General features: G+C 39.4%; 9 protein-coding genes. 7 read left to right on the forward strand and 2 right to left on the reverse strand.

The window, feature by feature from the left end; translation table 11 throughout:
* The first annotated feature begins 282 nt into the window (after positions 1 to 282).
* The 4 genes from ACHWSC_RS09025 (at position 283) to ACHWSC_RS09040 (ending at position 7,182) form a co-directional block, all read left to right on the forward strand.
* Positions 283 to 1,539, forward strand: coding sequence for a deoxyribodipyrimidine photo-lyase (locus ACHWSC_RS09025; RefSeq protein ID WP_232475611.1), 1,257 nt, complete (start codon positions 283 to 285; stop codon positions 1,537 to 1,539).
* A gap of 181 nt (positions 1,540 to 1,720) precedes the next feature.
* Positions 1,721 to 4,462, forward strand: a complete 2,742-nt coding sequence (locus ACHWSC_RS09030) for a 2-oxoglutarate dehydrogenase E1 component (RefSeq protein ID WP_070562932.1) — start codon at positions 1,721 to 1,723, stop codon at positions 4,460 to 4,462.
* 63 nt (positions 4,463 to 4,525) lie between these two features.
* Entirely contained in the window at positions 4,526 to 5,767 is a 1,242-nt protein-coding gene (gene odhB / locus ACHWSC_RS09035; RefSeq protein WP_070562935.1) for a 2-oxoglutarate dehydrogenase complex dihydrolipoyllysine-residue succinyltransferase, read from the forward strand.
* Positions 5,768 to 6,111: 344 nt separating this feature from the next.
* Complete coding sequence (locus ACHWSC_RS09040; RefSeq protein WP_394676516.1) at positions 6,112 to 7,182, forward strand: hypothetical protein; 1,071 nt, start codon at positions 6,112 to 6,114, stop codon at positions 7,180 to 7,182.
* Positions 7,183 to 7,193: 11 nt separating this feature from the next.
* On the opposite strand, the gene ACHWSC_RS09045 is transcribed toward ACHWSC_RS09040, so the two are convergent.
* Both ACHWSC_RS09045 and ACHWSC_RS09050 read right to left on the reverse strand, forming a co-directional pair.
* Positions 7,194 to 9,119 carry an LTA synthase family protein gene (locus ACHWSC_RS09045; protein WP_394676517.1) on the reverse strand — a complete coding sequence of 642 codons (1,926 nt, stop codon included), beginning with the start codon at positions 9,117 to 9,119 and terminating at the stop codon, positions 7,194 to 7,196.
* Positions 9,120 to 9,123: 4 nt separating this feature from the next.
* On the reverse strand, positions 9,124 to 10,788 hold the full coding sequence (locus ACHWSC_RS09050; protein ID WP_394676518.1) for an LTA synthase family protein: 1,665 nt from the start codon (positions 10,786 to 10,788) through the stop codon (positions 9,124 to 9,126).
* 503 nt (positions 10,789 to 11,291) lie between these two features.
* Here ACHWSC_RS09050 and ACHWSC_RS09055 point away from each other — a divergent pair.
* From ACHWSC_RS09055 to ACHWSC_RS09065, 3 genes are all read left to right on the forward strand, one after another.
* Entirely contained in the window at positions 11,292 to 13,928 is a 2,637-nt protein-coding gene (locus ACHWSC_RS09055; RefSeq protein WP_394676519.1) for a valine--tRNA ligase, read from the forward strand.
* Positions 13,929 to 14,371: 443 nt separating this feature from the next.
* Positions 14,372 to 14,713 (forward strand): DUF4342 domain-containing protein, encoded by a 342-nt coding sequence (locus ACHWSC_RS09060; protein WP_394676520.1) that lies wholly within the window; start codon positions 14,372 to 14,374, stop codon positions 14,711 to 14,713.
* A 20-nt stretch (positions 14,714 to 14,733) separates the two neighbouring features.
* Positions 14,734 to 15,108: a DoxX family protein gene (locus tag ACHWSC_RS09065; RefSeq protein WP_046671871.1), complete on the forward strand. Its 375-nt coding sequence runs from the start codon at positions 14,734 to 14,736 to the stop codon at positions 15,106 to 15,108.
* Positions 15,109 to 15,136 lie beyond the last annotated feature (28 nt).

The raw sequence follows: 15,136 nt of genomic DNA on the forward strand, positions 1-15,136 counted from the left end.
ATCTGTTACTCCGATCGTCTCAAGAGCAACGGCAATGACCTACAAATATCATAATTCCCTGATTTTAGAACAGAGAAACATCAAATAAGTTTAACACTATTTTTATTTTTTCCTAACCAAAATATAGTAAACCATTCAAACAAGTACCGTCATTGTCCTTTTTTTGTCAATTCGCGCATAAATACTTTCAGGAACACAATATCCTTATATATTTGTAAATCTTCTGAAAATAGGCTGCACTAAAAAGTATTTATCTTCACCTCTATGGACAAAAGGGCTACAATGATCTGGTTTAGAAATGATTTAAGACTTCATGACAATGAAGTATTTTATCAAGCTTCTGAAAAAAGTTCATTTATCATCCCGGTATACTGTTTTGATCCCCGATATTTCGACCGCAATCAATTTGGCACCTTAAATACCGGTGTTTTACGGGCGGCCTTTGTCATCGAAGCCGTAACCGCTTTAAAAGAAAAATTAAAGAGCCATGGTAGCGACTTATTAACTTATATTGGCAAGCCTGAAGATATTATCCCAAGAATAGCACAAAAATACCAAGTCAACGAAGTTTATCACCACCGCGAAGTGGCACTTCGGGAAACTTCTATATCGGAAAAAGTAGAAAGTGAGCTTTGGAGCAGCAAAATAAATTTGCGTCATTTCATTGGCCATACCCTGTACCACAAAGAAGACCTCCCTTTCCCTATTAAAGATATACCCAATGGTTTTTCTATTTTCAAGAAAAAAGTTGAGCGGGAAAGTCTAGTTCGGCAACCAATCCCGTTTCCTACCAATTTCCTTACCCCTCCCCATCTCGAGGACACCAAAATCCCTTCATTAAAAGATTTAGGCTATTCAGAGGAGGAGATCAAATCTGTTGATGACATCTATATTCTCGGTGGCGAAGACACAGCGCTTAGTATTATGCATGCGGTATTGTCAACCTATCCGGAAACGGACCAGGACCCCTTGATTCTAGGGCCTTTTATAGCTTCAGGTGCCTTGTCACCTATTTTACTCTATAACAATATCAAAAAACTTGGTGAAGGTAAAAAGGACAAACGATTTGAAAAAATTGTCGACATCCTTCTCTGGCGCGATTATTTTAGGTTTATGCTTAAAAAATATCCGAATATATTTTTTAAGCCACAGGGCACTAAAAACAGCTCCCATCAGGATCATCCGACCTTAGAAGGAAATGAGGAATTATTTGAAAAATGGAAATCGGGCCATACAGAACATGATTTTATAAACAGTGTGATGGTCCAATTACAGAAGACCGGCTATATCCCCTATCAAGCACGCCTAATCGCGGCCAGCTATTTAGTTCATGAGTATCAGGTAAACTGGCTTCGTGGCGCCTCCTGGTATGAAGAACATCTATTAGACTATTCTCCGGCAACTGTTTATGGACAGTGGTCTCATATTGCCGGGGTTGGGACAAGTGAAAAAGACAATAAGGCACTGGACTGGCAAAAATTGATCAAAACTCATTTCCCAAATGGACTTCCAAAACTGGAGGAAATACTGGTTAAATAAATCTTCGGCAGAAATAAATAATTCCAATAGAAAATAAATTTGTAGTACGCTAGAAGCCCTTTTTAAATCATGCTAAAAATGTTAAGAATTGGATAGATTTATTGATTAAATTATTCAATTTCAGTATTAGAAACTCTTTTTTTATTCATAACTTTGACAAATTTCATAGTTTTAATTGTAAATGGACAATCTGACATATTTGAGTAATGCTGATTCGGCTTATGTCGATGGCTTATATCAATCGTACAAGCAAGATCCCCAATCGGTAGATTTCGGATGGCAAAAATTCTTTGAAGGTTTTGATTTCGGTCAAAATGCTGGTGGAACAACAAGTTCAGTAGGCGAAGCTACTCCTGAGCACGTATTGAAAGAAATCAATGTGCTGAACATGATCAATGGCTACCGCGACCGTGGCCACCTATTCACACACACTAACCCTGTTCGTGAGAGACGTAAATACTATCCTGGAAAGGAATTAGAAACGTTTGGTCTTGCTGAAGCAGACATGAACACCGTTTTTAATGCAGGTGTTGAGGTTGGTTTAGGTCCAGCGACATTAAAAGACATCCGTCAATTGGTGGAGGATACTTACTGCCGTTCTATTGGTGCAGAATTCAAATATATCCGTAACCCAGAAAAAATTAAATGGTTACAGGACCGTATGGAAGCGGACCGTAACATGCCAAAATTCTCTTTGGACACAAAAAAGAGAATTTTAAACAAATTAAACCACGCCGTTGTATTCGAAAACTTTTTAGGCACTAAGTTTTTAGGTCAAAAACGTTTCTCATTGGAAGGCGCGGAAAGTTTAATCCCAGCATTAGATTCAGTCATTGAAAAAGGTGCAGAAATCGGTATCCAGGAATTTGTTATCGGTATGGCTCACCGTGGCCGTCTGAATGTATTGACTAATATCATGGGTAAATCTTACAAATCAGTATTCTCTGAATTTGAAGGTAAGACTTACGCTGATGATCCCGAAGTAAACTTTGGTGGTGACGTAAAATACCACTTGGGCTTTTCATCTGAGGTTAAAACAAACGATGGCAAATCTGTCCATTTAAGTTTGGCACCGAACCCTTCGCATTTGGAAACTGTAGATCCAATCGTTGAAGGTATGGTTCGTTCTAAGATTGATTTCAAATACGAAGGTGATTCTTCTAAAATTGCACCGATCATCATTCATGGTGACGCAGCAATTGCTGGACAAGGTGTAGTCTACGAAGTAACCCAAATGTCCAAACTCGATGGTTACAAAACTGGCGGTACAGTACATATTGTCATCAACAACCAGATTGGATTTACAACGAACTACAAGGATGCGCGTTCTGGAACATACTGTACAGACGTAGCAAAAATCACTTCTTCACCTGTGTTCCATGTGAACGGTGACGATGCTGAAGCGGTAGTTTATGCGATTAATTTAGCTGTTGAATACCGTCAAAAATATAAAACAGACGTATTTATCGATCTGTTATGTTATAGAAGATTTGGACACAATGAGGCTGATGAACCAAAATTCACACAACCATTGTTGTATAAAATCATCGAAAAACATCCGAACCCGAAAGAAGTTTACGCTAAAAAATTAATTACTGAAGGAAGTATTGACGAGGCGTATTCTAAAAATATCGAGAAAGAATTTAAAGCTGAATTGCAAACTAAATTTGAGGAATCTAAAACAGTTGAGGTATTGACTGAAGAGATCCCGATGTTTAAAGGTGCATGGGAAGGATTGCGTCCTGCTAAAAAAGGTGAAGTATTAACAACTTCGGATAAAACGAAAGTTGCAAAAGATCTATTCTTAAAATTAGCGAAAGAAATCACAACCTTACCTTCGGACAAAAAATTCTTCCGCAAGATTACACGTTTATTTGAAGATCGTGCCAAAATGATCACTGCTGATTCATACGATTGGGCAATGGGCGAATTGATGGCTTACGCGACATTATTGGATCAAGGTAACCGTGTACGTATCTCGGGTCAGGATGTACAACGTGGTACATTCTCACACCGTCATGCGGTATTGACGCTTGAAGATTCGGAAGAGAAATATGTTCCTTTAGCCAATATTAAAGGTGGCGATAAATTCTCAATCTACAATTCGTTACTTTCAGAATATGCTGTTTTGGGATTTGAATATGGTTATGCATCTTCTAATCCAAATTCGTTGACAATCTGGGAAGCTCAATTCGGAGATTTCTATAACGGTGCTCAAATCATCGTCGATCAATATTTATCGAGTGCAGAGACAAAATGGAAACGTTCTAACGGTTTAGTTATGATGCTTCCTCATGGTATGGAAGGTCAAGGTCCTGAGCACTCTTCAGCACGTATCGAAAGATTCTTAGAATTATGTGCGGATGAGAATATGATCTTAGCAAACTGTACTACTCCGGCTAACTATTTCCACTTGTTGCGTCGTCAACTTGTACGTGAGTTCCGTAAACCATTGGTTGTATTTACGCCAAAATCATTGTTGCGCCATCCTAAAGTGGTATCACCGTTGAAAGATTTTACAGAAGCTGCTTTCCAAGAGGTAATTGATGATGCAAATGTTGCGGCGAAAGACGTTAAACGCGTCTTATTCTGTTCGGGTAAAGTTTACTACGACTTATTAGAAAAACAAGAAACGGACAAACGCAAAGATATCGCTATCGTGAGATTGGAACAATTATTCCCAATTCCTACAGAGCAATTGAAAGCAATCCGTAAAAAATACAACAAGGCAAAAGAATTTGTTTGGGTTCAGGAAGAAAATGAGAACATGGGAGCATGGTCTTACTACTGCCGTAAACTAATGGGTACTGAGATTGCATTTACAGGTTTTGTTGCCCGTAAAGAAAGTGGAAGTACAGCTACGGGTTACATGAAACAACACGTTGCACAACAAGCAGAAATCTTAAATAAATCATTCGAATAAAAACAATTTAAAATCAATTGCGTCTTATCTATAGGACGCAATTGTCAATAAAGAACATTATATATGAGCTTAGAAATTAAAGTACCAACCGTAGGTGAATCAATCACGGAGGTAACCTTATCACAATGGTTGAAACAAGATGGCGATTATGTGGAGATGGATGAAAACATCGCCGAACTGGAATCAGACAAAGCAACGTTTGAATTACCAGCTGAAAAAGCGGGTATCTTAAGAATCATTGCACAAGAAGGTGATACTTTAGAAATCGGTGCTGTTGTTTGTACAATTGAAGAAGGTGCTGCTCCTGCCGGTGGTTCAGCTCCAGCTGCTGCCCCTGCTGCAGAAGCGTCAAATGCTGCTCCAGTTGCGGCTGCCGCTGCAAAAGATGAAGATCCAGATAGCTATGCTGCTGGTACAGCTTCTCCTGCTGCTGCAAAAATCTTAAGAGAAAAAGGAATTGATCCTTCTACAATAAAAGGAACAGGTAAAGAAGGTCGCATCACAAAAGAAGATGCCGAAAAAGCTCAACCTGTTGCTAAAGCAGCTGCACCAGCAGCAAAACCTGCCGCTGCTCCTGCTGCGACAGTTGCTCCGGTAGCGGGCTCTAGAAACGAACGTCGTGAGAAATTATCTTCATTACGTAAAACAATCGCAAAACGCTTAGTTGCCGTTAAAAACGAAACGGCTATGTTGACAACATTCAATGAAGTCAATATGCAGCCGATCATGGATCTTCGTGCTAAATATAAAGATACCTTTAAAGAGAAATTTGGAATCGGTCTTGGCTTCATGTCATTCTTTACAAAAGCTGTAACAACTGCATTAGCTGAATGGCCTGCCGTGAATGCACGTATCGAAGATAACGAGATTGTATATTCTGATTTCGCAGATATTTCAATCGCGGTTTCTGCCCCTAAAGGTTTAGTTGTTCCGATTATCCGTAACGCTGATGCAATGTCATTGGAACAAATCGAAAAAGCAATCGCTGCACTTGCGGTTAAAGCGCGTGACAACAAATTAACGATTGACGAGATGACTGGTGGTACATTTACAATTACCAACGGTGGTGTATTCGGATCAATGATGTCTACGCCAATCATCAATGCTCCACAATCCGCAATCTTGGGTATGCACAACATCATCCAACGTCCTATTGCTGAAAATGGCCAAGTGGTGATCCGTCCAATGATGTATATTGCACTTTCTTATGATCACCGCATCATCGATGGTCGTGAATCAGTAAGCTTCTTGGTTCGTGTAAAACAATTATTGGAAGATCCAGCTCGTTTATTGTTGGGTGTTTAAACCTCAATAAAATTGGAAATATAAAAGACCTATGCTTTGCGGCATGGGTCTTTTTTTTTGAAAGAGTGTCCTATTATTGGCCAGAAAGAACCTTCAGTTCGCTTTCATTGCTGTGGGTGCCTGCGAAATCATGAAGGTTTTTATTGACATCGGAATAGAAACAATATACTTGACAAATATGAATCAGAGATAGACGAATATAAATCGCCTTTTTAATTTCTCCTTTTTAATTTTTACTTCCATCTTGCTAAAGATCAAGCATATCCTAATATACAGCCGACACTGTAATTTAAAGGCCGGCATACGAATATGAAACTTGATATTAAGCAGACAATATCAAGCAAATGAAGTATAAAATTCTACTAACAACCGTATATCTACTACGCGCTGTAATGACACTGTTTGCCAACATGGCAAATCCAATGAGCCCCCACAGTATAACAGGACAGCTTGTTCCTGCCGCAAAGCTGAAAGTTACCAATGAGCGTATTGACATTCATCTTTTGGCAGACACTGCTGATTATAATTCGGACTATCGCAGTCACTTCAGCATTGTCTATAACATCCATGCAGAAGAGGCTATCGAATTGCCACTGGTATTTCTCGCTTTAAATATGGACGGATTAGATCGCATACTTGTTAATCAGAACGAAATTGAAGGAAAAAAAATGGATCAGCCCGGTTCAAAATTTCCTTTTTTACGTTTAAAGGATGGCTATTATGAAATCAGCTACGACAGCGATGAATGGAAGCGTATTTCGCCGAATGATGCATTTCATTTTACGGCTAAGCTACACAAAGGTGATAACAGTATTCAGGTTCAATACAGCGCTTATATGGGCTATGACCGTCGGGATATTCGGACCAGATACAAAATTGATTACCTCCTATTCCCTTCCAGGTACTGGTCGTCTTTTGGCCCGATTGAACTCTATCTGCACCTCGACGGGAAGATGGATGTACTTACACAGGATCTGGGAACTGCCAAATTACAGACAGATTCCATTGTTCACTGGAGAATTGATCAGGTAGAAAAGAAAGAGAGTTTTCATATTGAAGTTGGCTTAAAAACCTCCATGTTAGCACAAGCGATTCTTTGGGTACATCCCGAGCTGCTCGCCCTGATTGGGTCAATATGCCTGCTATGCCTGCATATCCGCTGTATTTATCTAAAATACAAAACTGGCCGATACCGCTATGCACTCCTACTTGGAAATCTAATCATTCCAAGCTCTTTCTACTTCTTCATCTGGTTTTGGTCCAGTGTGGCCAACTATCTTGTCAATGGAGTCTTTGACGAAAAGTCCAGAGGTTTTATCCTGTTGATCATCTTCACCTTACCCCTGATCTACCTCGTCTATGATTTGATTTTGTTTATTATCGATAGAAGCATTCGCGCTAAATTGAACAGGTAGAAAACCGGCTGTTATTTTTTATAGGTCAGCTTGTTTTCGATCATACGGTTGTTATATTGCTGGATAAAAGCTTTCATCTTGGTCTCCATCGTATCCAATACCGCTGGATGTTGTTTTAACAGATCCTGTTTCATCAAGCGGTCCTTCTTAAGATCATAAAATGATGTCACTTTCAGTCCATCATAAGACATCATATAATCTTTATAGTAGAGATTATAGCTTCCTGAGTTATTATTAAGCACAAAATTATCCTTACCCGGTTTGAAAGCATCTGAACCAAATGCGAAATAAGGCTCATCATAGTGCAGATAATTCAAAATAGTAGGCATAATATCTATTTGCTGTACCAGTTTATCCGCTTTGCCAACTAGATTATCACCGGGTGCATAAAATATAATAGGAATTTGGAAGCCCCCTGCTGCCGTTTGATATTCCGGCAGGTAGCTTACAGTAGCATGGTCTGCACAGATAACAAATACCGTATTCTTATACCAAGACATTTTCGATGCTGTTGCAAAAAATTCACGCAGCGCATTATCGGTATATCCAATGGGTTCCTGTACCGGCAAAGGTCCTTTAGGAAATTTCCCCTGATACTTTTCAGGTACCTTAAATGGGTGATGCGAAGATAAAGAGAAGAAACTAGCGAAAAATGGCTGATGAAACGTGTTGATCTTATTCGCTACAAATTGCAAAAAAGGTTCATCCCAGATTCCCCATATACCATCAAAGTCAGCGTCATTGTTATATTCGTTTTTACCAAAATAATGCTGGATACCCGCCAGTTTCATATAAGCGGAGAAGCCCATGCTGCCATTGGGTGCTCCGTGAAAAAAAGCCGTCTCATATCCCTTTTTCCCTAAAAGCTTCGCTAAGCTTGTGGTTTCATTTCCAGAATATATCGAAAGCACAAAAGGCTCACCTATGGAAGGAATGCCGGTAATGACTGATGGTAAAGCATCAATTGATTTACGGCCATTGGCATAGGTATCTGTAAATGTGTAAGCATTGCGGATTAATGAATCCAAAAAAGGCGTATAACCTTTGTATTTTCCACCTTGGATATCTCTATTCAACTCACCAAAATGTTCTTTTGCAAAACTCTCCAAAATCAGAACGACGACATTTTTCTTCGCAAAGGGCTTGTCTGATTGTGGCACATGAATAGGGTTGTATAACTGTTCAAGCTCTTGTTCGGAATAATAATGGATAGGTTTAAGATTGACAGCCTTTAAAGTTTTCAATATACTGAATGGCGTATTCAGCACAATATTCATTTCTTCCGGTGTCTCCACATAATCACCTGCATTGCTCAATGTAATGGGACGGGTACTATGGGCCCAACCGCCACGCACACCACCAATGAAAAGGAAGGCCGTCAATAAAAACAAAGGCAATTGGATCAAAAATGACTTCCAGCTATATTTCGTAGTCCTTTCAATTTGAATAAGTTTATACGATTTAATCAAACCATACACCACCAGTACCAACACTATAATGAGATACCAATAATCCAAAAAGAAATCAAAAGCCAGCTTCATCAGGTTGGATTCATTGGAAAATTGGTCAATTACCGTTCCTGTCGTCCTTTTTAGGGTAAATGGATAGTAGGCAAAATCAATCAGATTTAACGCTATACCAATTGAATTGGTCACGACAAAGATCCATTTTGCAACTTTTTGATAGATTTTATTCGATTTAAACGGACCTGGAACAGTCAGCATCACAATATAAAGAATATTAAAATACAGCAGGGCTACAATGTCGAATCGTACACCACCCGCAAACATCACCAAGAGCTTACCTGCATCGACATGAGGAAATAGGGAAGCATTGACGCCATAAAACCCCAATCGCAATAACGCATAGATGACCAAAAGAAAGATAAAACGAATTGCGACAGCAAAATAAGGTGCAAATACTCCTCTTAATTTCATAGCTCTAATATTTTAAAAATTCACGATATACGTCTTGATAATACGCTTTGCCGATATTCAATAAGCTGTCTGTTTTGCCAGCGGGATATTCCTTATTGGACCTATAATTAATAATCCGTCCTACATTATCAAAAGAAACAGCCTGTTGAGGGGTAATCACTCCAAAGGCATCTTTGGAATTATAGAACGCTATTTGAGGTGTCGTCGGATTAAAAAGATCCCGGCTCCAATGATAACGATCTGTAGGGAGTTTCAGTTGTGTCAATAAGGTAGTCGCCAAATCCGTTTGATTGCCGATTCTATTGAATATTTTCCCACGATATTCAGGTTTGATCACATCACCGAAAAAGATCAGCGGAATATGAAAGCGATTGGGGTGAAATAGCTCCCATTTTTCTGAAGGAAGGCGATGGCCATGATCAGCCACAATTACGAAAAGGGTATTTTTATACCAAGCTTCCTTTTTAGCTTTATTGATAAAATCAAAAACAGCTGAATCCGTATAGTTTGCCGTACTTCGGAATTTATCCGCATTGGTAGCATTGCCAAATTTATAGCCGTGTTTTAACTCAAATGGTTCGTGATTAATTAAGGTAAAGATCGTCGAAAAGAAAGGTTGTTTTTCTTTTTTAAAATCCTTGATCATCTGATTAAAGACCACATGGTCATATACACCCCATGAGGCACGTTCTGCATCCAATCCAAAATTGGCATTATCCACCACCCTAGACATCCCATGCGTCAGCATATACGATTTAAAATTGTAAAACTCGCTCTGACCACCATGATAAAATGATGTTTCATAGCCGGCATGATCGAACTCCTGACCAATGGCAGGCATATTTTCATGTTTGTCGATATACTTGATAATACTCTCGGGTCCTTGCGCCGGAAAACCGCTCAACACCGCTACCATGCCCTTATCGGATCGATCAGCAGCAGAATAAATATGGTCAAACAAAATACCGCCTTTAATCAATTCTTCCATGTGTGGCGTAATTCCCTTTTCCCCGCCAAGAGACTGAATGAGATCGCCGACAAAACTTTCCAACATAATAATAACGACATTCGGACGAGACGTTGACAATACCTCAACGGCAGAATCAGGTTGGCTTTGAAAGGCGGGTCGTAGCTTGTCCTGAATATCCTTCTGATCCGCGTAATAATTATAGGGGTTTTTCAGTTTGGTACTTTCGGCAAAGAAATCCCGTAAAAAAGACCATTGGGTATTAACCGCTGCATGATTATAAAACGTGTCCTCGGAATAATAGGCTTTACTAGGGTTTAGTGTCGCTCTCCCATATCCACCGCGGATAAAGGTAAAAAGCACAAAAACTCCGATCGCCAGTTTGAAAAAATTACCTACAGGAGATTTGATATTGAAAAAAGAGACTTTTTTAAACATCCAGCGGTACAGAAAATAACCACAGAATATACCGATCAACATCCCAACGATGGGGAGAAACACCGGCGTGGACTCTGCCGAAGCTACGGCTCCCGAAGGTGAGGCAAAAAATGCATCGATGGCACGTTTAGAAATTTTGTCACCCCATTCCCGGTAGATGTTAACATTGATAAAGCTTGTCACAAAGAACAATACCAGAACAATAATGGTATAGATATCCAGGATCAGCCGTTTGGGTTTCAGTTTTGGGAAAAAACTTAACATGCAATACACAAGAAACGGCAGCGCACATATATAGGAAACAGCAGAAAAATCCAGGTTCAAACCGTGGTAATAAATTCTGAAAATCTCCGTAAAATTCGAAAAACCTATTTTCTCAAAAAAAGCAGTAACAAAAATCAATCTATCTATAAAACAGATAATTAACCAGAACAGAAAATACTGTGTTAAAGCTCTAAGCTCATTCGCAAATCGTTGCATCCCTTCGTGTAAAAATAAAACAGGCAAATTTACATTAATTTACATGAAATACGGGCTAATTACTTAGTAATATGAAGAAAAGATTAAAAAAGTATAAATCCTGCGTTATGCTTTACCTCACTGCAATAACCGACTCTTTTGCTTAGGAGGATCATCAATGAACTTATTGTTTAACCTTTATTCATAACTTCTTTTTGTTTGAGAACAAGATCAATGGATTACTAAGGAAAATAACATAGAATTCCTTACTTTTGTGTTCCTTAAAAGTTTGAATACAAAAATTTAAAATGAGCATAGCGAAAACTTACAATCCAAAAGAAGCTGAAGAAAAATGGTACAGCTATTGGAAAGCGAATGGATTTTTCCGTTCCACCCCGGACGAACGTGAACCTTACACGATTGTGATGCCTCCTCCGAATGTCACGGGAGTATTGCACATGGGGCATATGCTGAATAATACCATTCAAGACGTTTTGATTCGCCGCGCACGTATGCAGGGAAAAAACGCTTGTTGGGTACCGGGGACCGATCACGCCTCCATTGCCACTGAAGCTAAGGTCGTCGCTATGTTGAAAGAACAGGGAATTGACAAACGATCTTTATCGCGTGAAGATTTCTTAAAACATGCTTGGGAATGGAAGGAAAAATACGGTGGTATTATTCTAAAACAACTCGAAAAACTTGGCGCTTCCTGTGACTGGGATCGTACACGTTTTACCATGGATCCGGAGCTATATCAATCTGTTATCCGCGTATTCGTAGATCTATATCGTAAAGGATTGATTTATCGTGGTTACCGCATGGTCAACTGGGATCCTGAAGCAAAAACAAATATCTCAGACGAAGAGGTTATTTATAAAGAGAAAAACGGCAAATTATACCACCTGAAATATCAGGTTGAAGGAACAGATCAATATATTGTTGTGGCGACTACCCGTCCTGAAACCATCTTTGGTGACACAGCGGTGTGTATCAATCCCAATGATGAGCGCTACACCTGGTTAAAAGGAAAGCAAGTCATCGTGCCGATCGTTGGCAGAAAAGTGAACATCATTGAAGATGAATATGTCGACTTGGAGTTTGGTACAGGATGCCTTAAAGTTACTCCAGCGCACGATGTGAATGACTACGCACTAGGTAAAAAGCACAACCTGGAATTTGTCGACATCTTTACCGACGAAGCAAAACTAAACGACAATGGCCTGCATTACGCCGGTATGGATCGTTTTAAAGTCCGCAAGGAAATCGAGAAAGAGCTGGAGGAAAAAGGATTATTGGAGCAAGTTGAAAACTATACCAATAATGTTGGAACTTCAGAGCGAACAGGTGCTGTTATTGAGCCTAAAATCTCTAATCAGTGGTTCCTTAAAATGGAAGACTTGGCAAAACCTGCATTGGATAACGTCATGGACGATACCATTAAATTTCATCCGACGAAATTCAAAAATATTTACCGCAATTGGATGGAGAATGTTACCGACTGGAATATCTCAAGACAATTGTGGTGGGGGCACCAAATACCGGCTTATTTCTATGGCGATGGAAACGAAGACTTTGTGGTTGCACAAACGGTTGATGAAGCCCTTGTTTTAGCGCAGGAAAAATCAGGTAATACAACGCTTCAATTGACCGATCTACGTCAAGATGAGGATGTGCTTGATACCTGGTTTTCAGCTTGGCTATGGCCAATTTCGGTTTTCAATGGCATCAACGAACCGGAAAATGCAGAAATCAACTACTATTACCCTACGCAAGATTTAGTCACTGCCCCAGACATCATTTTCTTTTGGGTAGCACGTATGATCGTTTCAGGATATGAATTCCGCGGACAATTGCCTTTTGAAAATGTTTATTTCACGGGTATTGTACGCGACAAACTGGGCCGTAAAATGTCTAAATCACTGGGCAACTCTCCTGATCCGATTGATTTAATGAATGAATATGGTGCAGATGCTACGCGGATGGGAATGTTATTGACTGCTCCAGCAGGTAATGACCTTCCTTTTGATGTAGAACTTTGTGTACAGGGCCGTAATTTTGCCAATAAGATCTGGAATGCATTCCGCTTGGTTAAAGGCTGGGAAATTACAACTACTCCAGCTTCGGATTCAGATAAGATTTCGGCAGCTTGGTTTGAGGCAAGGTTAAATCAAGCTCTGGTCGATATCGAAGAAAACTTCAAACACTATCGTTTATCAGATGCACTGATGACAACCTACAAATTGGTATGGGATGACTTCTGTGCCTGGTACCTTGAATTAGTGAAACCGGCTTATGGCTCCCCTATTTCTAGCGAAACCTTAGCAACAGTAAAATCTTTTTTCCAACGTATACTCACGTTAGTACATCCTTTCATGCCTTTCCTAACAGAAGAATTGTGGCATGACGAACTGTTCGGTGTGAAAGACGAGAAAGATTGTATTATCGTTGCCCCTTATCCTATAGCGAATGATTTTGATGAGCAGCTTATAAAAGATTTCGCTATCGCTCAACAGATTATTTCGGAAGTTCGGAATATTCGCAATTCTAAAGGTATCTCCCCTAAAGTTGCTTTACCATTAGCGATCAATCAACAATCGGACGTCAACCTGGAGCAATATATTGATATCATCACCAAGATTGCAAACTTGGAAGGCGTAACTTTTGTTTCTGAGAAAGTAGCTGGTGCCGCAAGTTTCCTTGCTGGCAAAGACGAATGTTATGTTACGTTGGAAAATAATATTGATGCGGATGCTGAACGTGAGCGTATCGAGAAAGAATTGGAATACCTAAAAGGCTTCCTTGTATCTGTAGACAAAAAGCTTTCCAATGAACGGTTTGTGCAAAATGCTAAACCTGAAATTGTTGAAAACGAAAAAAGTAAAAAGGCTGATGCCGAAGCGAAGATTAAAATTCTTCAAGAAAGCTTAACAGCATTAGGTTAACAGCTACGCTATAAATCTCGAAAAGTCCCGTGCAATGCACGGGACTTTTTTTATGTTTAACGAGCGATCAAATTCGGAGATCATTCGGTGCTTGTTCGGTACTTCTTCGGAGCTCGTTCGGTGCTTCTTCGGTGCTTCTTCGGTTGCCAGCGAATAAGCTCCGTTAAATATCCGAAGTATATCCGATAAAAAAACGTATTAAGAGCGAATTTGATTGACAATTGTACCCCACGAAGAGCACGAGCTTTCACGAAAGAGGCCAACAGACGACTCAAGTAAATTTTGATCCGTCATGCACAGGCAATATATAGGACAAGGATATACGATAAAAACTTTTGAAACAAAAGGCAAAAGCGCTTTGCCCTATTCCAAAATAACCCTACAGTTTATAATTAACCAAAGATCAACCATGCTGATAACTTTATATAAATTCCTGTAAAAAAATGAATAACTTTATAGGAGCGAACTTAAATTATATCATTATGGGATTCAAAGAGACATTTCAGATTAACGGTGAAAACCTTTTACAAAAGATCAAAGAAATCATTGCTGAGGGCAATGTGAGCAAAATCAGCATTTCGGACAAACATGGCAAAGAAATCATGAGCTTTCCAGTAACTGTTGGTGCCATAGGCTTGATCTTAGCACCTGTTTTTGCTGCAATCGGTGCTGTAGCCGCATTGCTTACAGAATGTACGATCACCGTGGAACGAAATACAAACAAAGACGAAGAAGACAAAGAAGATAACAGCACTGATCCCCCTACAGCGATAACCGTAAAATAATCAATTTAAAATTGACCGTTATGAAGATCTTTAAAAATATACTTTGTATTTTATTTGCCTTGCTATTCATCAATGCAGGGCTGGATAAACTTTTTCATTATATGCCTACGCCACCAATGGATATGGACATGAAAAAAGTATTTGAGGCTTTTGCCACGATCAAATGGCTAATGCCACTGGTTGGAATCATCGAACTTTTGGGCGGTTTATTGTTTATTTTCCCAAAAACGAGAACACTGGGTGCATTGGTCATCTTCCCCATACTCATTGGTATTTTTACCCACAACATGATTTTTTACAGCCAACAGGGACTAATTATTTGGGCTGTACTTTTCATTATTTGGCTATGGGTGGTATTCGAAAACTGGGGCAAGTATAAAAAACTGATGGAATAATTGCCTATATTCTTCTCCAAACGAATAT

Source organism: uncultured Sphingobacterium sp. (genome assembly GCF_964277905.1).
Classification (GTDB): domain Bacteria; phylum Bacteroidota; class Bacteroidia; order Sphingobacteriales; family Sphingobacteriaceae; genus Sphingobacterium; species Sphingobacterium siyangense.